We start from the raw sequence: 18,821 nt of genomic DNA on the forward strand, positions 1-18,821 counted from the left end.
ATCTTTGCCGTGATGCAGTGAAGATCGACCCATGTGGCAAAAACTGACATCAACCGAAGGTGGGCGCGGGCTGTTGTTGATCAGCCCGCCGTTTTTCTATGCGCTGGTGCTGTTGGCGGTGCCGCTGGGGGCAATTGTCCTGTTCAGTTTCTGGACCCAGGATTTCATGAATCTGGACACCACATTCACCCTCAACAACTACCGCGAGATTGTGGAAAAGCCGATTTACGGTGCTTTGTTGCAGCGGTCGCTTTACGTATCGGCCAGTGTGACGCTGGTGACGGTGCTGCTTGCCTTTCCGGTGGCTTATTTCGTGTCGTTCCACGTGCGCCCGGAACGCAAATCACTGTGGCTGTTCCTGATCACGATCCCCTTCTGGACATCCTATCTGATCCGGGTTTTCCTGTGGAAGGTGATTTTGGGCTATAATGGTGTGATCAACAGCGGCTTGATGAAAATCGGGCTGATCGACGAACCGCTGACCTTTATTCTGTATAACGTCAACGCGGTCATCATCACGCTGGCGCATGCCTTTGCGCCTTTTGCCATTCTGCCGATTTTCGTGGCGCTGGAAAAGATCGACCGGTCCCTGTTAGAGGCGTCGCAGGATCTGGGCGAAAGCAAGCTGATGACATTCTTGCGCGTCACGCTGCCCTTGTCGATGCCGGGGCTGGTGGCGGCGGTTTTGATCGTCTTCATCCCGACCATCGGTGATTACGTGACGCCCGAACTGATGGGCGGGGCCGGGGGCAAGCTGATTGCCAACATGATCCAGACGCAGTTTCTGGCGCTGAACAACGCGCCCTTGGGGGCGGCATTGGCGGTGGTTGCGATGATATCCGTGACCGCGATCAGCCTGGCCTTTGTCCTGCTGAATATTCGCTGGCTGAAAGGGCGGTCATGAGGTTGCGCGTCTATGCCGTCGCTTATCTGGTGTTTCTCTATGCGCCGATCGCGCTGCTGCCGATCTTTGCGTTCAATGATGCGACGATCATCGCTTTTCCGCTGTCAGGGTTCACGACGGACTGGTTCAGCGCCCTGGCCACCAACACGGCACTGCATACGGCCGTCAAGAATTCACTGTTTATCGCGGTGATGACGGCGATCCTGTCGACCCTTTTGGGGATGTGCGCAGCGCGGGCAGGGGCCATGGCACGGTTCCCGATGAAGGCAGGGATCATGGGGTTTATCATGCTGCCGCTAGTGTTGCCGGAAATCATCGTCGCGGTGTCATTGCTGGTGGTTGTGGTACAGATCATGGGTTGGGGGTTGTCGAACTGGACAATCATCGCCGCGCACGTGCTGATCTGCACACCCTTCTGCATCGCCATTCTGAACGGCGCGTTCCAGAACCTTGACCCCAGCATGGAAGAGGCCGCGATGGATCTGGGCGAAAGCCGGTTTTCGGCGTTCCGTCTGGTCACGCTGCCGCTGGTGGCACCGGGCATCGTGTCGTCGATGCTGATTGCCTTCACCATCAGCCTTGACGAATTCATCATCGCGTTTTTCCTGTCCGGTGCTAGTCCGACCATGCCGGTTTATATCTGGAGCATGCTGCGTTTTCCCGCGTCCCTGCCGGTTGTCATGGCGCTGGGGACCATTCTGGTGGCCTTGTCCATCGTTCTTTTGACCATCGCAGAGATCCTGCGCCGCCGTGGCATGGCCCGGGCCGGTGTCAAGGATAAAGGGGGCTTTCTTTGACCGCTTTGATCACGCTGAAAGGCGTCAACAAATACTATGGCGATTATCATGCGCTGCGTGACATCGACCTGACGATCAACGCGGGCGAATTCTTTTCGCTGCTGGGGCCGTCGGGCTGTGGCAAGACAACGCTGTTGCGCACCATTGCCGGGTTCGAAGGCGTGTCGGATGGCGTGGTGACGATCGGCAGCAAGGATATGGCGAATGTGCCTGCCAACCTGCGCCCCACCAACATGGTTTTTCAATCCTATGCGATTTTTCCGCATCTGAGCGTGGGTGAAAACGTGGCCTTTGGCCTGCGAAAGCGGTCTGACCTGACCCGCGATGCCAAGGCTGCGCTTGTGGATGAGGCGCTGGCGATGGTGGGCCTTGACGGTTACGGCAAACGCGCCGCGCACGCGCTGTCAGGCGGGCAGCGGCAGCGGGTGGCGCTGGCGCGGGCGCTGATCCTGAAACCCAAGGTTTTGTTGCTGGATGAACCCCTGTCGGCACTGGATAAGAAAATGCGCGAACAGATGCAGGTGGAACTGATCAAGCTGCAACGCCACGTCGGCATTACCTTTATTCTTGTCACCCACGATCAGGAAGAGGCGCTGGTCATGTCCGACCGGATCGCGGTGATGTTCGAAGGCCGGATCGGGCAGCTTGATGACCCCGAAACGCTGTATCGCCGGCCCAAGTCACGCAAGGTGGCGGAATTCATCGGCAAGATGAACTTTCTGCCCGCCGAGGTGCGTGCTGTTGCCGAAACGATTGATCTGGATGTCGCGGGGCTGGGGCAGGTCAGTGTATCGTTCGAACAAGCGCCCGAGGGGATGGACACAGGCCCCGCGGTGGCGGGCATTCGCCCCGAAACGCTGGCGGTGCTGTTCGAAGGCGAAACGACCGACCGCATGTTGGTCGACGGCGTGGTGGACGAGGTCGTCTATTATGGCGATATGACCTATTACGATGTGCGCATCGCGGGGGTGGACAAGCCGCTGAACATTGCCATGAAAAACCTGATCGGGCGGCCCGTTCTGGATGTGGGCGCGCGCACCCAGGTGGTCTGGGATGCGCGATCCTTGGTGGTGCTGCGTTAGTTCAGGCTGAACGCATAGCGGATCGACAGGGTTTCCAGACCGGGGTTCAGGTCTTGGGTGTCGGCGTTTGATCTGTGGTCATACATCACCGACAGCGTGCCGCCGTTGTCAAAGGTAAAGCCCGCGCCAAGTGCTGACCGGAATTGCAGGCTGCCGCCGATGTCCGGCCCGTCGCCTGCCGCATATAGCCCCGGCATCAATGATGCCTCGACGAAAAAAGGCCCTTCGCTGATGCCGCGCGTCGTCCATTTCGCACCCGCGCCGACCCACAGGTCATTGTCCGATGTGATCGACCCGCCAAAAGTCGGCTGCCAAGGGCCATAGCGGCGCGGCATGTCATAGCCGATGTATGCCTCTTCCCCGATCCGGTCTTCCTGAAAAATGACCTGACCGGCCTGTAATGACACCCGCGATGTCGCGGGTTTTTCCGCGATGCATCCGGTCGCGCATTCGTTAAAGCCCATATCGCTTAGGCTGGCGATGATAAAGATGACTGCAAGGGTTCCGTCCATGATATGTCTTTCAGGTTGTCGGGGGTTGTGGGTTCAGGCCAAGGCCCTGCAAATAAATACCAATCCCCGTATCAAGCAAATCCTCGGGGGCAAAGGGCCAGGTTGTTTCGGCGTTGCCGCGTGTAAAGAGCGCGACAATGCCGTGCGACATGGCCCAGATATGGGCCGAAAACATTTGTGAAGAGGGGCAGTTTTCCGCGGGGATCTGCCGGCACAGATGCTCTGCTGCCCGTTCCAGCACGCCCATTGCCCGCGTCGCTGCCGCATGCAGTTCAGGGGTGCGGTCGATGCTGATGCCCGATTCAAACATCGCGATGTAATGCCCGGGATAGCCCCGCGCAAAGGCCAGATAGGCACGGCCCGTCGCTGTTAAAGCGTCCAATACTGACAGATGGCTGCCGTCATTGGCGCGTTCCAGAAGCGCACTGAAGATGGTATAGCCTTGCAGGGCCACTTCTGCGATCAAACCATCACGCCCTTGGAAATGGCGATAGACGGCAGCCGGGGTCACACCTGCGCCGCGCGCGGCCTCTGACAGGGTAAATCCGGTTGGCCCCTGTTTTTCGATCAGATGTAAACAGCTATCCACCAGCGCCATACGCAGATTGCCATGATGATACCCCTGCTTACCCATACCAAAGGTCGGGCCCGCCGGCGATTTTCGGGTCAATTTCGCCAAGTGCGGCGGTATCTTTGCGCGCATAATCCAACTGGCACAGGATGCTGCGGATGACATTGATCCGCGCGCGGCGTTTGTCATCGGCGCGCACCACTGTCCAAGGTGCGGTGTCACTGTGGGTGCGCGACAGTGTTTCGCCGATGGCGTCTGTATAGGCATTCCAGCGGTTCAGGCCTTCAACGTCGATCCAGCTGAGTTTCCATTGTTTTAGCGGATCAGCTTCGCGATCCATCAGGCGGCGCAACTGTGTGGCCTGACCAACATTCAGCCAGATCTTGAACAGTTTGATCCCTTCATGCGCCAGCAAGTTTTCAAACAACGGCACCTGCGCGAACCACTGTTCGCGGGCTTTGGGCGTGCAAAATTCAAATACATGTTCCACAACGCCACGGTTATACCAACTGCGGTCAAAGATGGCGATTTCGCCGCGCCCGGGCAGATGCGCGATGTAGCGTTGGAAATACCATTGCGCGGCCTCGACATCTGATGGTTTGGCAAGGGCGACAATGCGCGCGCCGCGCGGGTTCAGGTTTTCGCTGAACCGTTTGATCGCGCCTCCCTTACCAGCGGCATCACGCCCCTCAAAAACGATGGCGATGCGCTGCCCGGTATCCTTGACCCATGCTTGCATCCGCACCAGTTCAATTTGCAGGCGTTCCATCGCCTGGTCGTAGCTGTCACTGACCATACGCTCAGGGTAGGGGTATTGGGGTTCTAAAATGGTCGCATTGCCACTGCACGCGATCGCATCACGGACATGTGCAGGTGCTTTTTCGGTGTAAAACCGGCTGATGCTACCATCAAATGGTAAATCCATGACATCCTCGTATTCTTTTCTTTGGTATAGAGGTCATCGTGGGCCAAGTGCAATTGCGCATCTGTTCAGCGCCGGGGGACAAGGCCCGCATGCGCGGCAGCGCGGTCAATGGCGGCAACGGTTTCGTCGGGGTTGGTGTGATGGGGCATGTGGCCGATCCCGTCCAGCCGCACCAGATGCGCGTTTGGTAATATCTTGACCCCAGGGTCGGCATGAATGTGGATTGGCACGGTCGTGTCCGCCGTGCCATGCACCATTTCGACCGGCAGGCTCAGCTCGGGATATCGCCGTGACAGGGCCGCGACGTGTGGCCAGGATGTGTTGACCTGCCGGATATTGGCGCGAAAGCTGGCCGGGCGCAGCGTCAATGCCGCGCCAATGTGGCGGGCATAACCGGTTGGGGCCGCTTGCGGGGTGAATGTGTCTTCGATCCGGCTGTCGATCACCCCGTTTGGCACCAACGCCGAAATCAGCGGCACAGTGACAAGACCGCCAAATGCGCTTCCGTTAATGGTATAATACGACCCTAACCCACCGGGCCATGGCATTGTGACCCCTGCGAGCGAAACGATGGCCCTGGCATTTACGGGCGAGTCTGCATCCAGCCCCGCCACCGCCCATGCATAGGCCACGATCCCGCCAAAGCTGTGCCCGGCGATGATCGGGTCGGTGATGCCCAATGCCGCCGCAGCCTCGCGCAGCATGGCGGCTTGTGCTTGCGGGCTGTCACCTGCTGTTGCGGCAGCACCTTTCGCAATGCCCGGCACCCTGTCGGTATAACCTAGACCGGGCCGGTCAAAGGCCGTGACTGTATAGCGTTGCGACAGACGGCCCATCAGATCAAAGGTGAATTCACGCAAATTGCCCCCCGCCCCGTGCAACAGGATCAGATGTGGCCCTTGCCCTTGCTGGACATAATGCACCTGTCCACCCGTCACCGACACAAACGCCCCGACAGGCGGATATGCCGCTTCGGCCTGTGCTGCGCGATACTGTGCACCGGCAACCGTCAAGACAGCGCCAAGTCCAATGATAAATACGGTAAACATCAGCGCCTTACGTGCCAATTTTACCCAACTCGAAATGCGTGGTCTGGTATATTTCGTTGATCCAGTTCCCATAAAGAAGATGCGCATGGCTGCGCCATCTGTTGACGGGGTGTTTCGCGGGGTCGTCATCGGGGTAATAGTTCACCGGCACGTTCATTTTCGTGCCATTGGCGACGTCGCGGTCGTATTCCTGTTTCAACGTGCCGCTGTCATATTCAAAGTGGTTAAAGATATAAAGCGCACGGTGTGCCGGGTCTTCGACCAATGCGGGGCCTACTTCTTTGCTGGTGATCAGCGTTTTCAGGCCGGGGGCCGCATCAATTTCATCTTGGCGCATTTCTGTCCAACGGCTGACAGGAATCACGCAATCGTCAGAAAACCCCCGCAGATAATGCGAGGTCGGATCGCAGATCTGGTGCCGGAAGCAGCCGAATGCCTTGTGATCCAGCAGGTGTTTTTGCACGCCGTGGAAATAGTTGATCATCGCCATCCCGCCCCAGCAGACCCCGAATGTGGAATGCACATGTGTTTGGGTCCAGTCAAAGACCTGCGTCAGTTCTTCCCAGTAGGTGACATCGTGGAATGGCAGATGTTCAATCGGCGCCCCGGTGATGATCAGCCCGTCGAATTTCTCATCGCGGACATCGCTGAAGGGGCGGTAAAACTCTTCCATATGTTCGGCGGCGGTGTTTTTCGTCTGGTGTTCGGTCATGCGGATCAGCGACAGTTCGATCTGCAAAGGCGTGGCGCCGATCAACCGGGCAAACTGGTTTTCGGTCGCGATCTTCTTGGGCATCAGGTTCAACAGCGCAATCCGCAGCGGGCGGATATCCTGACGCGCGGCCTGATCTTCGCCCATAACCATGACACCTTCGCGCGACAAAACGTCAAAGGCGGGCAGGGCGGTGGGCAGTTTGATGGGCATGGGGCAGTCCTGAACAAATAGGTGGCAGAGGTAGGGCGATCAGTCCCGCATCTCAAGGGCCTCGGCGATCATGGTGACAAATCCCGCCTCGTCCGTGACCTGTGCAACGCGGTCTTGCGGCACGGTGATGCCCCAACGATCGGCCATCGCCTTGTAACGCGGCTGCCGGTGCGCCAACGCCTTGGCAAAGGCCCAGCGGATGAAATCATCGGGGTCCACTTTATCAGGCGCAACGTTGAACGCGGTCAGATAGGCGTGCCATGTGCGCAGCAAAAACGCCGGATCATACGACATTGGTTTTGGCTCGCGGTCGAAGCGGCGCACCAGTTCGGCGGTATGCGCATCGGTGCCTTCGATCCAGACCATCAGGGTCTTTGATGCCAGATCGGTCATGATCGGATCATCGGGGTCGTTCACATCGACCCATTCGCAGATTGATCCGCCGGTATCGCAGACGAAATGCGGGTACTGATACAGATCATCAGACCGGTCGATGAAATGCCCGGTATCATGCAGCGCGGCGATTTCGGCCGCCTGAAACTGGTCTTGCCGGCGCGTGTATTCATCCCATGGCAGGCCGCCCTTGGCCGGATCACCCGGTTTGCCCAGATAGGATGATATCGGCTTGAGATCATTGAACGAGATGTTCGAGCCGATATAGATACTGTCAGACCGCAGCAAATCCCGCAAAAACGGGATTTTCATCGCCTCGCGCTTGGCGTTATCGGCGATATGTTCGCCCATGTAGCGGGTGCCGATCCGGTAATCGATGGAATAGTGAAACCAGTCGCCCGTGCCGCGCAGCATGGTAGACAGATAGGTCTTGCCCAGACCGGACATGGCAAACAGCAAAACACGTTTTTTCGGGGCATTGCGCCACTGTGATGGGGATGTGTAAATCATGCCCCTTGGGTAAGCCTGTCTGCGCTGATCTTCCAGCAAATTTTCGACGTTTGTCGTGCTTTTGGCAACGGCTTGGTGACAATATCACAGACCGGCCACGGTGATGGGCCTAGCTTACACGACAAGCAATGCACGAATGGAAATTGACATGGCCTATACTGAAAAATTCCAGATGATGGCAGACGCCGCACGCGCCGCTGTCGAAGAAGTCCAGCCCGAATATGTGGACGCGCTGATCGCGGCGGGGGCCATAGCGCTGGATATCCGCGACAAGGAAGAACACGACGCACAGCATATTCCGGGGTCCATCAACGTCAGCCGTGGCAAGCTGGAAATGAACATCGAAGGCGTGATCCCCGAACTGGATGCAACGATCCTGTGCTACTGCAACGCCTATAACCGCGGCGCGCTGTCGGCGGCCACGCTGCGGCAGATGGGCTATAAGAACGCCAAATTCATTGCGGGCGGGCTGAACGCCTATCGCAAACTGTCCTGACCGGACAGCGCTGGGTCAATGCGGGCGGGGCTGGTTGCACAGGTGTAACCGGCCCTGTTGCTGCATCGCCGGTCCGTTGTTGCGGGGCTGTCCCTACGCCGTTGCGATTTTCGCGACGGCCTTTGCCTAAAAGAAGCAGTCGTATTTTTTCACTGCGCGATCACACGGTTCCGTAACGCAATTGATCTGCGTCAAATCGGGGCGCAAACGGGAACGTAAAGGATTTGTTATCCATGTTGACGCTTCGCGATCAGGTCCGGTCATTTGACCATACTGCGCAAAAGTGACGCTTTGGAGGTTTTTGGGGTATGAAAAAGGAGTTGCCACTATGCGCAAACAATTGGCAATCAAACTCTGCTCTGTCGCGCCGCTGGCCCTGGCGGCTGCGCTTGGCACACCGGTCTGGGCGGACCTGCTGCCCGATGATGTGGTGATCAGCACCTCTGGCGATGGCATCATCTTTGTCGATACGACCGAAGGTGTGGTCGCCCCCCGGCATGAAGGCGGTTACTTTCACCTCGACACGGTTACCGGGGGTCAACCCACCCGATTGGGGTGAACCTTATGAAAATATCCTGACTGATTTTACGGATCTGGCAAATCGCGGCGGCGTGACCAATTGTTTGATGGCCAGCAACGACAACTATTGCGATTCCGAACCCGGGACCGGCAAGCGGATCAAGACCCGTCTGTATGGTCCGGGCGCATTTGATACGCTGCTCAGAACCACCACGGTAAACCCCTATATTGGTGAGGATGATCAACCCGTCGATATTTCGTCGGTCGATTACTTCACCTTTGGCAAGATTTCAAACTTTGCTGCGGCCCGGATCACCGGGTTTTCCATTGAACTTCTTGACGCTGATGGCAACCCGATGGGCGATCGGGAAGCTGCCAACGCCGTTCTTTTCAACCTTGGCGCCACCGATATCGGTCTGAATGGCGGTCTGGTCGAAGGGTTGTTCGGCAGCGGCGGACAGGAAGAGGCAGGGGTCGGTTTTTTCGACCTGGATGAAGCCCGGTTCGGACTGACGGAAGCTGTTGATGTTCTTGATTTCGAAGGTCTCACCAATGCGTTCCACCTGGACAATTTCGGCACTGCGTTGCTTTACAACGGCATCGTGCCTGATGGTTATTTCTGGGATGCGACGCCAGACATCGCCGGCGATGAAGACGCACTGCTGACATGGTATCATTTCGGCGAAGACACCTGGTATTACGGCAACCTTGGCGAAACAGGCAGCGATTTTCTGAATGAAAAGCTTGCTGCCCTCGCGGCGGATCTGGGCGTGGAGGTTGCCGATCTGGGCTATACGGCGGGTGGCGATGCCGTGCCCGCCGATATCGTTGCGGCAATGCAGGCCAACAGCAACTTTACCGTGGCCAAGATCGAGGATCTGCGCAACGCCAACCTGAACTACACCATGACCATCGGCACCATCGAAGAGGGTCAATTCACCATGCGCATCACCCCGCGCTTTGCCCAGATTGCCGAAGAAACCGGCAGCGATTACCAGTTCCAAACCGCTGGCTATCTGGATGCGCTGGCCAATGTGCCCTACCTTGATACCGGCAATGCGGCGGCTTACGGCACTTTGATCGATACGATCCTTGCGCTTGACCCCGCCGAACAGGCCAACGCGCTGGAAGAAACAGGTTTCAGCTTTCTGTCGGCCTTTTCCGGGCTGGGCATGACGCTGGGCCGCGAACAGGTGTTCGCATTGGGTATGCCAGTGGCAGAGGTTGGCGCTGATGGCACTGTCATAGCCTCGCAGGGGGCAGATAACTTCTGGGCCATGGGCGGCGGGATCAGCGGGATGGCCGCGATCAACGGCAGCAGCGGGACATTCGAAAGCACCGCCAACGGCGTTGGTTACGATGTCGATACGACCGGGTTCTCGGCCGGAGTTGCTTATAACGTGTCGCCCACGGTTTCTGTCGGCGTGTTGCTGGGTGCGTCGCAAGCCACCGCAGAGGCCAAACTGAACCGGGGCAAAATCGAGACTGACGCGGTGACCGGTGCGGTCTTTGCGCGTGCGGTCTTTGGCGAAGGTGGTGCGGTGCAGGCGATACTGGGCTATCAGGACATGTCGTTTGACAGCACCCGCAACGTCGGTGCCGAAACGGCAACCGGGTCCACGGACGGTTCGCAGACCTTCTTTGCGCTGCGGGGGGATTACCTGTTTGGGCAGGGCGCACTGCGTTATGGTCCGACCGTATCGCTGGAAAGCTACAGCCAGTCGGTGGATGGCTATGAAGAAACCGGCCTGACCCTTGGCAACCTGTCAATTGGCGATCAGGAAAACGACATCACAATCGCCAGCGCGGGTCTGCGCAGCGTCTATGATTTTGGTGGCGGCAATGCCTATGGCAGCGTGGCATACACCAAAGTGTCCGGTGACGATTCTATGGTGACAACCGGCTTCGTGGGTGAATTTTCAGGGCTGACGCCTGTGGATGGCCTCGATCAGAAATGGGTCGATGTGGTCATCGGGTTCAGCACAAGGATAAGCGATGCCGCCATGCTGGGCGGGGAATACCGCGGGTCATTTGGCGACGACTATGAAAACCACGGCGTCCGCGCCTTTGTGTCCATGGCGTTCTGAACCGGCACTGAAAAAGGCAAACGCCGCATTGCGAAACGCGATGCGGCGTTTTTTATTTGTTCATTTGGGGAAGGTATTACGCCCCGCGCCAGATCCAGCCGCCGCCCAGCACACGCGTGCTGTCGGGGTCGTAAAACACACAGGCCTGCCCCGGTGACACGCCTTGTTCGGCGACTAGCAGTTCGACCTCGGCCTCGGTGTCGGAAATGGGTCGCAGGATCGCATCGGTGGGCGGGCGGGTGGACCTGACCCGCACCATGATGTTGCGTTCCGCCAAATCGGCAAAGCCGCCGTCCCCCAGCCAGTTGATTTCGCGGATCGGCACGCGTCGGGTTGCCAACATCTCTTTGGGGCCAACGACCACCTGCCGCGTATCGACATCCAGCCGCACCACATAAAGTGGGTCAGCCAGCCCGCCAATGCCAAGCCCGCGCCGTTGGCCGACCGTATAATGAATAACACCCTTATGGGTGCCCAGAACGTGACCGGCCACATCCACAATCTCGCCGGGTTCGACAGCATCGGGGCGCAGCTTTTCGATCACGGCGGCATAGTTGCCATTGGGGACAAAACAGATGTCCTGACTGTCGGGCTTGTCGGCCACGCTTAACCCGTATTTCGTGGCAAGTGCGCGCGTTTCTGCCTTTGATGTCAGATGCCCTAGCGGAAAGCGCAGGTAATCAAGCTGTTCTTGCGTGGTTGAAAACAAGAAATAGCTTTGATCACGGTTTGTATCCGCGGCAGCATGCAGTTCGGCCCCGCCAGACCCCATCTTGCGCTGGATGTAATGGCCGGTTGCCATGCAGTCCGCATCCAGATCCTTGGCTGTCTCCAGCAGGTCCTTGAACTTGACGCGTTCGTTGCAACGGATGCAGGGCACCGGGGTTGCACCGGCCAGATAGCTGTCGGCGAATTCGTCGATCACGGCTTCGCGGAAGGTGTTTTCATAATCCAGCACATAATGCGGAAACCCCATTTCTTCGGCCACGCGGCGCGCATCATGGATGTCACGACCCGCGCAACAGGCGCCTTTTTTCGCCATAGCCGCCCCGTGATCGTAAAGTTGCAGCGTGACGCCGACCACATCATAGCCTTCTTCGGCCAATTGCGCGGCCACGACGGAACTGTCCACGCCGCCTGACATGGCGACGACAACACGCGTTTGTGCAGGTGGCTTGGCAAAGCCGAGCGAGTTCAACGGCGAATCAAGAGGCATGGCATGTCCGGAAATCAAGGTTTCATGCGGAATATAGGAAAATCCGAAGTATTCTCAAGAGGTGACTATACCTCTCGTTAAGCCGTCAGGGGCATGAATATGCCCGGAACTATCTTAAAGGGGTGTGAGATGTATTTGAAAAAAGTTGAAGGACCACGTTCCGTTGTGCTGCCTGACGGGTCGATCATGACGCGCGCCGATCTGCCCAGCCCGCAAACGCGCCGCTGGGTCGCGTCGCGCAAGGCCGCTGTGGTGCGGGCGGTGAATGCGGGGTTGGTGGCCCGGCAAGAGGCATTGGAGCGTTATGAGTTGTCGGAAGAAGAATTCAGCGCATGGGAAACTGCCGTTTCCGAACATGGCGAAGCCGCCTTGCGCGCCACGGCGCTGCACCGGTATCGACAGGCATCAGAAGAAATGCCATGAATTTGAGGAAGGTAACGGGTGATTAACCTTTGACTGGTTAGGTTAATGAGGCAACAGAGCGAGCGGAGAATCCGGATGCGAATTTTACTGGTAGAAGACGACCCAACAACATCGAAAAGCATCGAACTGATGCTGACACATGCAAACCTGAACGTCTATGCGACGGATCTGGGTGAGGAGGGGATCGATCTTGCAAAACTGTATGATTACGATCTGATTTTGCTGGACCTCAACCTGCCGGACATGAACGGATACGAGGTGCTGCGCCAGCTGCGCCTGAGCCGGATAGATACGCCGATATTGATCCTTTCAGGGGACGATGGGACAGAAAGCAAGCTAAAAGGCTTTGGTTTCGGGGCAGATGATTATCTGACGAAACCTTTCCACCGCGAAGAACTCGTGGCGCGTATCCATGCCATTATCCGCCGGTCCAAGGGGCACGCGCAATCCGTGATCAAAACGGGCCGGATTGCTGTGAATCTGGATGCAAAGACAGTTGATGTTGCTGGCAACACGGTGCATTTGACCGGCAAGGAATACCAGATGCTTGAACTGCTGAGCCTGCGCAAGGGCACGACCCTGACCAAGGAGATGTTTCTCAATCACCTTTACGGCGGGATGGACGAACCCGAACTCAAGATCATTGATGTGTTCATCTGCAAATTGCGCAAAAAGCTGAGCGAGGCAACAAATGGCGACAATTACATCGAAACGGTCTGGGGGCGTGGCTATGTCTTGCGCGACCCCGAGCCGTTGTCGGACGTTCAGAAACTTGCGATCGGCGCCTGATGATACCAGCGACCGCGATCGGGTGATCATCGCTCTGGACGCCGCAAGTTTGCCCGCCTAAGAATTGAACCTGTCACCGGTTGAGGCCGGCCGCTGTGTTCGGAGGGCAGATTTGGGCCATAAGCAAGACATTCAACACCCCGACACCCTGTCGCAGCCCGTTGACACGTTGTCACCCACTGACGCTGCACGCGAACTCGCGTGGCTGACGGCGCAGATTACGGCAGCTGACATTGCCTATCACCGCGATGATGCGCCAGAAATGAGCGACGCGGATTACGACAGGTTGAAGGCGCGCAATCAGGCTGTTGAAGCGGCTTTTCCCGCACTCAAACGTGCCGATAGTCCAAGCGAAAGCATAGGCGCACCGACGGCTGAGGGATTTGGCAAGGTGCGCCATGATGTCCCTATGCTGTCGCTGGGTAACGCATTTTCTGACGAGGAGGTCGCGGAATTTGATCTGCGGATCCGCAAATTCCTTGGACGCGGCGCTGATGACAGGTTGATTTACACAGCAGAGCCAAAGATTGACGGCCTGTCATTATCGTTGCGTTATGAAAACGGTGCGCTGGTGCGCGCAGCCACGCGCGGTGACGGGACAGTCGGTGAAGATGTCACCGCAAATGCCCGCACAGTCAAAGATATTCCAGAAATGTTGCAAGGTGCTCCAGCCGTTCTGGAAGTCCGCGGCGAAGTTTACATGTCCCACGTGGATTTCGCTGCGTTGAACGCCCGACAGGCAGAAGCCGGGGCCAAGACATTTGCCAATCCGCGCAATGCCGCCGCTGGTTCGCTACGTCAGTTGGACGCGAAGATTACCAAATCACGCCCACTGCGCTTTTTTGCCTATGCATGGGGCGCGCTGTCGGAACCGCTGAATGACACGCAGGCCGGCGCCATAGCGCAGCTGGCCGCGTTGGGCTTTGCAACGAACGACCTGATGGTGACATGCGATGGCCCCAGCGCCATGATCACCCATTACCATCAGATCGAAGAACAGCGCGCCACTTTGGGGTATGACATTGACGGCGTGGTTTACAAGGTGAACGAACTTGACCTGCAACGCCGTCTGGGGTTCCGGTCCACCACGCCGCGTTGGGCGATTGCCCATAAATTCCCCGCCGAACTGGCGTGGACACAATTAGAAGCCATTGATATCCAAGTGGGCCGCACGGGTGCCTTGTCGCCTGTTGCGCGGCTCAAACCCGTGACGGTGGGTGGTGTTGTGGTGTCCAATGCGACGCTGCATAACGAAGATTATATCGCCGGCCGCGGTGGCGACGGCCAGCCCATCCGCGACGGGCGGGATATTCGGGTGGGTGACTGGGTTCAGGTTTACCGCGCGGGCGATGTCATTCCCAAGATCAAGGATGTTGACCTGTCCCGCCGCCCGGCCGATGTATTGCCCTTCGCCTTTCCCGCAAAATGTCCCCGCTGCGGGTCGGACGCGATCCGGGAAGATGGCGATGCCGTGCGCCGCTGCACAGGTGGCATGATTTGCCCGGCGCAAGCTGTTGAGAAGCTTAAACATTTTGTGTCTCGTTCTGCGTTCGACATTGAGGGGCTGGGCGCCAGGCAAATTGAACAGTTCTATGATGATGGCTGGATCAAGACCCCCGCGGATATATTTACGCTGCGCGACCGGTTTGGACGCGGGATCAAGCAGTTGAAAAACCGTGAAGGATGGGGCGAAAAAAGCGCGCAAAACCTCTTTGATGCGATTGATGAAAAACGCAAAATTCCTTTACGCCGATTGATTTTTGCACTTGGGATTCGCCATGTGGGCGAGGCTGCGGCGGCCACTTTGGCGAACCACTTCACCTCTTGGAGCGCCTTCGAGGCAGCGATGACACAGGCCCAGGTGGGTAACGGCCCGGAATGGGATGAATTGATTAGCATTGATGGTGTCGGTGCTGTCATGGCAACGTCGGTCATTACCGCAATGCAGCAAGTGGCGGAGCGCGCGTCGATTGACCGTCTGGTTGCGCAACTGGATGTGGAAGACGTTGCCGCTGTCGTTGCAGATAGTCCCGTAGCCGGCAAGACGGTTGTTTTCACCGGCACCCTGGAAAAAATGACCCGCGCTGAAGCAAAATCGCGGGCAGAGGCCCTGGGCGCCAAAGTGTCCGGTTCTGTCAGCGCCAAGACTGACCTGCTGGTGGCTGGGCCAGGTGCCGGGTCCAAGGCAAAAAAAGCTGCTGAACTGGGAATTGAAACAATAGATGAAGACGGCTGGCTTGCCCTGATTGCAGACACATGAGCCGTCGGCCAGAGGTTCTGTTTCCCTTATTCGGGGAGTTGACTGGGCTTGATGCGGTTGGTCCCAAAACCGCCCGCACCCTGCATCAAGCAGGTTTGGAAAAGCCACGTGACCTGTTGCTGATGTTGCCACATTCCGGCGTTGACCGGCACCGCCGTGCCAGTATCCGTGATGTGGTGCCACCTGCGACAGTGACCGTCGCGGTGACCGTGGGAGCACATCTTCCGCCGCAAACGCGCGGGCGCCCTTACCGGGTTCAGGTGACCGATGCGCAGACCACATTTCAATTGGTATTTTTTCACGCCAAAGGTGATTATCTGCAACGGTTGCTGCCGACCGGCCAGCATCGGTTGGTTTCGGGCAAGGTGGAAATTTTCGACAGTATCGCCCAGATGGTGCACCCCGATCATATTTTGCCGCTGACGCTGGCCGATACCATTCCGACATTCGAACCGATCTATCCGCTGCATGCGGGGATCAGTCAAAAGGTCATGTGGAAAGCCACCCGTTCGGCATTGGCCCTGGCCCCTGATCTGGCCGAGTGGATTGATCCCGCGTTGAAAAAACGCGAAGGATGGCCGACATGGCACGCTGCATTGGAAAAGGTGCACAAGCCCGCCGCCATGACCGATTTGTCGCCGCATGATCCTGCGCGGGAACGGCTGGCCTATGACGAATTGCTAGCACATCAGATGACGCTGGCGCTGGCCCGTGCTGTGACACGCAGGGCAAAGGGCACGTCTTCATGCGGCACAGGCATTTTGCAAGACAAAGTGTTGGCGCAACTGCCTTTTGCGGCAACAAATGCACAGACACGGGCAATTGCCGATATTGCGGTCGATCTTGCCAGTGATCTGCGCATGAACCGTCTGCTGCAAGGTGATGTTGGGTCGGGTAAAACGCTTGTGGCCCTGATGGCGCTGCTATGCGTCGTCGAAGCCGGCGGGCAGGGTGTGATGATGGCCCCGACCGAGATTCTGGCCCGCCAGCATCTGGAAGGCCTGCGCCCGCTGGCCGAAAGTGCAGGTGTGGTGCTGGATATTTTGACAGGTCGCGACAAGGGCAGCGCCCGTGCGGCAAAGCTGGCGGCATTGGCTGCCGGTGACATTGCTATTCTGGTCGGCACACATGCGGTGTTTCAGAAAGATGTCGTTTTCAATGACCTGCGCCTTGCTGTGATTGATGAACAACATCGTTTTGGTGTCGCGCAACGGATGGAACTTGGTGCCAAGGGGCGGGCCGTCGATGTGCTGGTCATGACCGCCACGCCGATCCCGCGGTCGCTGGCACTGGCGCAATATGGCGATATGGATGTGTCGGTGCTGGATGAAAAACCACCCGGGCGGACGCCGGTGCAAACTGCCCTGGTGTCCACGGCCCGCATGGATGAGGTGGTGGCCAAACTGCGCCATGCGGTGGCCGAGGGGCGGCAGGCCTATTGGGTTTGCCCGCTGGTGGAGGAAAGCGAAGTGGTCGATATGACCGCCGCCGAGGAACGATTCAAACGGTTGCGCGCGGCACTGGGCGAAGGCGTTGTCGGCTTGGTGCATGGGCAGATGCCGCCCGGCGACAAGGATGCCGCGATGGCCCGCTTTGTCGCGGGCGACACCAAGGTTCTGGTGGCAACGACCGTGATCGAGGTGGGCGTGAACGTGCCCAATGCATCCATCATGGTGATCGAGCGGGCCGAAAGTTTTGGGCTGGCGCAGTTGCACCAATTGCGCGGGCGCGTCGGGCGCGGGGCGGCAGTTTCAACCTGCTTGCTGCTGTATCAGCCCCCGCTAAGCGAGACGGGGCGGCGGCGCCTGGAAATCCTGCGCGAGACCGATGACGGATTTCGCATCGCAGAAGAAGATCTGATGATGCGCGGGGCCGGTGATGTGATTGGCACGGCACAATCCGGCCTGCCACGGTTTCGCATTGCCGATCTGGAACGCCAGGCAGGTTTGATGGCCTTGGCGCAATCGGACGCGCGCAAGTTGTTACACGACGATCCGGCCCTGCAAAGCGATCGGGGGCAGGCCGCCCGTGTGCTGCTGTGGTTGATGGAACAGGACAAAGCGATTCGCCTGATATCTGTGGGGTAAAGTTAATCCTGCGAAAATGTTCGCAAAAAGTTCTTTACAGAACGTGAACGATATGAGAACAAAGGAGCAACAGAACGAAAGGAGAACGCCATGGCCAAGGAAATTAAAGCCGCGATCGTCCGGTCCCGTGATACGCTTTTATCGGATGCTTTGGGTGTGGTGGCCCTGATGGTGATGTTGTTTGTCGGATTGTCACTGCCTGCGATGATTTGACCCGCCCGGTATCTGTGGCCCGGTCCATCCCATTGCCCTGTCCCAATTTTGCAATGGATGATGACCTGTCTGTCCCGGTTTGTTTTCAGGGTTTGCCTGCCCACCGACGAACCTGTGACCGGGTCACAGTGCCTGACTTGCCGCCGCCATCCCGTCCCGGATGTGCGGCGGTTTTTTTATGCGCTGGCGGTGGTGTTCTGCAAGGCGTCCAGCGTGGCATCAAACGCCAGCAGAATTGATGCGTGGCGATTTTTGTAATCCTTGGCGGGTTGCAGCACCAACAGATCATCGAAAGGTGCGTCGGGCGCGGGCCCGTCATTTTTTAACATGGCAAAAAGTTGATCACGACCCTGTCGCACCTGATCGGGTGCGAGCCCGACGACATGAGCCCCGACAACTGCGGCTGCCGCCTGACCCAGAGCACAGGCTTTGACATCCTGGCCGTAGTCGGTGATTATTCCATCGGTCAAGACGATATCTACAGTCACCGTTGACCCACAAAGGGGTGCACGTTTTTTTGCGGTGGCGGTTGGCCTGGCGAGGCGCGCGGTGCGCGGCATATCTGCTGCCAAGGCCAGTATCCTGTTTGAATAAAGCTTGATCATATCTGTTTCTGCCGACATGGCGTTTGCCCTTTCTGCGCGTCTTCCCTAGATAGGGTGTGCTGATCCTGTTGCAAAGGTTTTTGACATGGCATTTGACACATCGACACTGGTGTATAATGACGCAGGGCTGATCCCTGTCATCGCGCAGGATGCCAGCAGTGGCGATGTGCTGATGATGGCTTGGATGAACGCTGAAGCTGTGAGAAAGACGCTTGAAACCGGGCAAGTCACCTATTGGTCGCGCTCGCGGCAGGTATTCTGGGTCAAGGGTGAAACCAGTGGGCATCGGCAGGCCTTGGTGGATTTTCGCATTGATTGTGACCGCGATTGCGTGCTGGTCACGGTCAAGCAGATCGGCCCCGCATGTCACACCGGGCGGCGCAGTTGTTTTTACACAGCTGTGCGGGATGGCGCGGAAACCGAACTGATGGCGCCTGTGGCCGAATGAGGGACGCCTC

The 18,821-nt window shown here is 57.8% G+C and carries 20 protein-coding genes; 12 read left to right on the plus strand and 8 right to left on the minus strand.

Annotation, left to right across the window (positions count from 1 at the left end; translation table 11 throughout):
* Window positions 1-31: 31 nt before the first annotated feature.
* Genes IBX59_RS09430 through IBX59_RS09440 form a run of 3 tightly spaced genes read left to right on the plus strand, consistent with a single transcriptional unit; the run spans window position 32 to window position 2,783 of the window.
* Window positions 32-904, plus strand: coding sequence for an ABC transporter permease (locus tag IBX59_RS09430; protein ID WP_296374826.1), 873 nt, complete (start codon window positions 32-34; stop codon window positions 902-904).
* Window positions 901-1,701: an ABC transporter permease gene (locus IBX59_RS09435; protein ID WP_296374828.1), complete on the plus strand. Its 801-nt coding sequence runs from the start codon at window positions 901-903 to the stop codon at window positions 1,699-1,701. Before IBX59_RS09430 ends, IBX59_RS09435 begins: the two co-directional genes overlap by 4 nt.
* Window positions 1,698-2,783, plus strand: coding sequence for an ABC transporter ATP-binding protein (locus IBX59_RS09440; protein WP_296374830.1), 1,086 nt, complete (start codon window positions 1,698-1,700; stop codon window positions 2,781-2,783). The genes IBX59_RS09435 and IBX59_RS09440 overlap by 4 nt, the downstream gene beginning before the upstream one ends.
* Here IBX59_RS09440 and IBX59_RS09445 read toward each other — a convergent pair.
* From IBX59_RS09445 to IBX59_RS09470, 6 genes are all read right to left on the minus strand, one after another.
* Window positions 2,780-3,295, minus strand: coding sequence for an acyloxyacyl hydrolase (locus IBX59_RS09445; protein WP_296374833.1), 516 nt, complete (start codon window positions 3,293-3,295; stop codon window positions 2,780-2,782). The two genes, IBX59_RS09440 and IBX59_RS09445, sit on opposite strands and share 4 nt — an antisense overlap.
* Window positions 3,296-3,305: 10 nt before the next feature.
* The gene (locus IBX59_RS09450; protein ID WP_296374895.1) at window positions 3,306-3,929 is read right to left on the minus strand and encodes a TetR/AcrR family transcriptional regulator; all 624 of its coding nucleotides are present in this window, start codon (window positions 3,927-3,929) and stop codon (window positions 3,306-3,308) included.
* Window positions 3,922-4,791: a polyphosphate kinase 2 gene (gene ppk2, locus IBX59_RS09455; protein WP_296374835.1), complete on the minus strand. Its 870-nt coding sequence runs from the start codon at window positions 4,789-4,791 to the stop codon at window positions 3,922-3,924. Before ppk2 ends, IBX59_RS09450 begins: the two co-directional genes overlap by 8 nt.
* A gap of 65 nt (window positions 4,792-4,856) precedes the next feature.
* Window positions 4,857-5,840, minus strand: a complete 984-nt coding sequence (locus IBX59_RS09460) for an alpha/beta hydrolase (RefSeq protein WP_296374840.1) — start codon at window positions 5,838-5,840, stop codon at window positions 4,857-4,859.
* A gap of 7 nt (window positions 5,841-5,847) precedes the next feature.
* Window positions 5,848-6,765 (minus strand): homoserine O-succinyltransferase, encoded by a 918-nt coding sequence (gene metA, locus IBX59_RS09465; RefSeq protein WP_296374842.1) that lies wholly within the window; start codon window positions 6,763-6,765, stop codon window positions 5,848-5,850.
* A gap of 39 nt (window positions 6,766-6,804) precedes the next feature.
* Window positions 6,805-7,668 (minus strand): ATPase, encoded by an 864-nt coding sequence (locus tag IBX59_RS09470; RefSeq protein ID WP_296374844.1) that lies wholly within the window; start codon window positions 7,666-7,668, stop codon window positions 6,805-6,807.
* A 136-nt stretch (window positions 7,669-7,804) separates the two neighbouring features.
* On the opposite strand from IBX59_RS09470, the gene IBX59_RS09475 reads away from it, so the two are divergent.
* From IBX59_RS09475 to IBX59_RS09485, 3 genes are all read left to right on the plus strand, one after another.
* The gene (locus tag IBX59_RS09475; protein ID WP_296374846.1) at window positions 7,805-8,164 is read left to right on the plus strand and encodes a rhodanese-like domain-containing protein; all 360 of its coding nucleotides are present in this window, start codon (window positions 7,805-7,807) and stop codon (window positions 8,162-8,164) included.
* A gap of 328 nt (window positions 8,165-8,492) precedes the next feature.
* Window positions 8,493-8,723 (plus strand): hypothetical protein, encoded by a 231-nt coding sequence (locus IBX59_RS09480; protein ID WP_296374848.1) that lies wholly within the window; start codon window positions 8,493-8,495, stop codon window positions 8,721-8,723.
* Window positions 8,662-10,770, plus strand: coding sequence for a choice-of-anchor F family protein (locus tag IBX59_RS09485; RefSeq protein WP_296374849.1), 2,109 nt, complete (start codon window positions 8,662-8,664; stop codon window positions 10,768-10,770). The genes IBX59_RS09480 and IBX59_RS09485 overlap by 62 nt, the downstream gene beginning before the upstream one ends.
* Window positions 10,771-10,846: 76 nt before the next feature.
* Here IBX59_RS09485 and mnmA read toward each other — a convergent pair whose 3' ends face one another.
* Entirely contained in the window at window positions 10,847-11,986 is a 1,140-nt protein-coding gene (mnmA, locus tag IBX59_RS09490; RefSeq protein ID WP_296374851.1) for a tRNA 2-thiouridine(34) synthase MnmA, read from the minus strand.
* A gap of 129 nt (window positions 11,987-12,115) precedes the next feature.
* Between mnmA and IBX59_RS09495 the strand changes: the two genes are divergently transcribed.
* The 5 genes from IBX59_RS09495 to IBX59_RS09515 all read left to right on the plus strand — a co-directional run bounded on the left by IBX59_RS09495 (window position 12,116) and on the right by IBX59_RS09515 (window position 17,758).
* Window positions 12,116-12,409: a DUF1153 domain-containing protein gene (locus IBX59_RS09495; RefSeq protein WP_296374853.1), complete on the plus strand. Its 294-nt coding sequence runs from the start codon at window positions 12,116-12,118 to the stop codon at window positions 12,407-12,409.
* Between the two features lie 75 nt (window positions 12,410-12,484).
* Window positions 12,485-13,198: a response regulator transcription factor CtrA gene (gene ctrA, locus IBX59_RS09500; protein ID WP_296374855.1), complete on the plus strand. Its 714-nt coding sequence runs from the start codon at window positions 12,485-12,487 to the stop codon at window positions 13,196-13,198.
* Between the two features lie 169 nt (window positions 13,199-13,367).
* On the plus strand, window positions 13,368-15,458 hold the full coding sequence (gene ligA / locus IBX59_RS09505; protein WP_296374898.1) for an NAD-dependent DNA ligase LigA: 2,091 nt from the start codon (window positions 13,368-13,370) through the stop codon (window positions 15,456-15,458).
* The gene (gene recG / locus IBX59_RS09510; protein ID WP_296374857.1) at window positions 15,455-17,545 is read left to right on the plus strand and encodes an ATP-dependent DNA helicase RecG; all 2,091 of its coding nucleotides are present in this window, start codon (window positions 15,455-15,457) and stop codon (window positions 17,543-17,545) included. The genes ligA and recG overlap by 4 nt, the downstream gene beginning before the upstream one ends.
* Window positions 17,546-17,635: 90 nt before the next feature.
* Window positions 17,636-17,758, plus strand: coding sequence for a hypothetical protein (locus tag IBX59_RS09515; RefSeq protein ID WP_296374859.1), 123 nt, complete (start codon window positions 17,636-17,638; stop codon window positions 17,756-17,758).
* A gap of 176 nt (window positions 17,759-17,934) precedes the next feature.
* Here the strand turns inward: IBX59_RS09515 and IBX59_RS09520 are convergent, their stop codons facing one another.
* Complete coding sequence (locus tag IBX59_RS09520) at window positions 17,935-18,381, minus strand: iron-sulfur cluster assembly scaffold protein (protein ID WP_296374861.1); 447 nt, start codon at window positions 18,379-18,381, stop codon at window positions 17,935-17,937.
* Between the two features lie 67 nt (window positions 18,382-18,448).
* Between IBX59_RS09520 and hisI the strand changes: the two genes are divergently transcribed.
* On the plus strand, window positions 18,449-18,811 hold the full coding sequence (hisI, locus tag IBX59_RS09525) for a phosphoribosyl-AMP cyclohydrolase (RefSeq protein ID WP_296374863.1): 363 nt from the start codon (window positions 18,449-18,451) through the stop codon (window positions 18,809-18,811).
* Window positions 18,812-18,821: the final 10 nt, after the last annotated feature.

The organism is Yoonia sp., from assembly GCF_014859355.1.
In the GTDB taxonomy this organism is placed as follows: Bacteria; Pseudomonadota; Alphaproteobacteria; order Rhodobacterales; family Rhodobacteraceae; genus Yoonia.

What these genes read in the sequence shown, in the direction of transcription:
- IBX59_RS09430 (WP_296374826.1), top strand. Translation starts at nt 32, where the DNA reads ATGTGGCAAAAACTGACATCAACCGAAGGTGGGCGCGGGCTGTTGTTG.
- IBX59_RS09435 (WP_296374828.1), top strand. Translation starts at nt 901, where the DNA reads ATGAGGTTGCGCGTCTATGCCGTCGCTTATCTGGTGTTTCTCTATGCG.
- IBX59_RS09445 (WP_296374833.1), bottom strand. Translation starts at nt 3,295, where the DNA reads ATGGACGGAACCCTTGCAGTCATCTTTATCATCGCCAGCCTAAGCGAT.
- IBX59_RS09450 (WP_296374895.1), bottom strand. Translation starts at nt 3,929, where the DNA reads ATGGGTAAGCAGGGGTATCATCATGGCAATCTGCGTATGGCGCTGGTG.
- ppk2 (WP_296374835.1), bottom strand. Translation starts at nt 4,791, where the DNA reads ATGGATTTACCATTTGATGGTAGCATCAGCCGGTTTTACACCGAAAAA.
- IBX59_RS09460 (WP_296374840.1), bottom strand. Translation starts at nt 5,840, where the DNA reads ATGTTTACCGTATTTATCATTGGACTTGGCGCTGTCTTGACGGTTGCC.
- metA (WP_296374842.1), bottom strand. Translation starts at nt 6,765, where the DNA reads ATGCCCATCAAACTGCCCACCGCCCTGCCCGCCTTTGACGTTTTGTCG.
- IBX59_RS09470 (WP_296374844.1), bottom strand. Translation starts at nt 7,668, where the DNA reads ATGATTTACACATCCCCATCACAGTGGCGCAATGCCCCGAAAAAACGT.
- IBX59_RS09475 (WP_296374846.1), top strand. Translation starts at nt 7,805, where the DNA reads ATGGAAATTGACATGGCCTATACTGAAAAATTCCAGATGATGGCAGAC.
- IBX59_RS09480 (WP_296374848.1), top strand. Translation starts at nt 8,493, where the DNA reads ATGCGCAAACAATTGGCAATCAAACTCTGCTCTGTCGCGCCGCTGGCC.
- IBX59_RS09485 (WP_296374849.1), top strand. Translation starts at nt 8,662, where the DNA reads ATGAAGGCGGTTACTTTCACCTCGACACGGTTACCGGGGGTCAACCCA.
- mnmA (WP_296374851.1), bottom strand. Translation starts at nt 11,986, where the DNA reads ATGCCTCTTGATTCGCCGTTGAACTCGCTCGGCTTTGCCAAGCCACCT.
- IBX59_RS09495 (WP_296374853.1), top strand. Translation starts at nt 12,116, where the DNA reads ATGTATTTGAAAAAAGTTGAAGGACCACGTTCCGTTGTGCTGCCTGAC.
- ctrA (WP_296374855.1), top strand. Translation starts at nt 12,485, where the DNA reads ATGCGAATTTTACTGGTAGAAGACGACCCAACAACATCGAAAAGCATC.
- recG (WP_296374857.1), top strand. Translation starts at nt 15,455, where the DNA reads ATGAGCCGTCGGCCAGAGGTTCTGTTTCCCTTATTCGGGGAGTTGACT.
- IBX59_RS09515 (WP_296374859.1), top strand. Translation starts at nt 17,636, where the DNA reads ATGGCCAAGGAAATTAAAGCCGCGATCGTCCGGTCCCGTGATACGCTT.
- IBX59_RS09520 (WP_296374861.1), bottom strand. Translation starts at nt 18,381, where the DNA reads ATGTCGGCAGAAACAGATATGATCAAGCTTTATTCAAACAGGATACTG.
- hisI (WP_296374863.1), top strand. Translation starts at nt 18,449, where the DNA reads ATGGCATTTGACACATCGACACTGGTGTATAATGACGCAGGGCTGATC.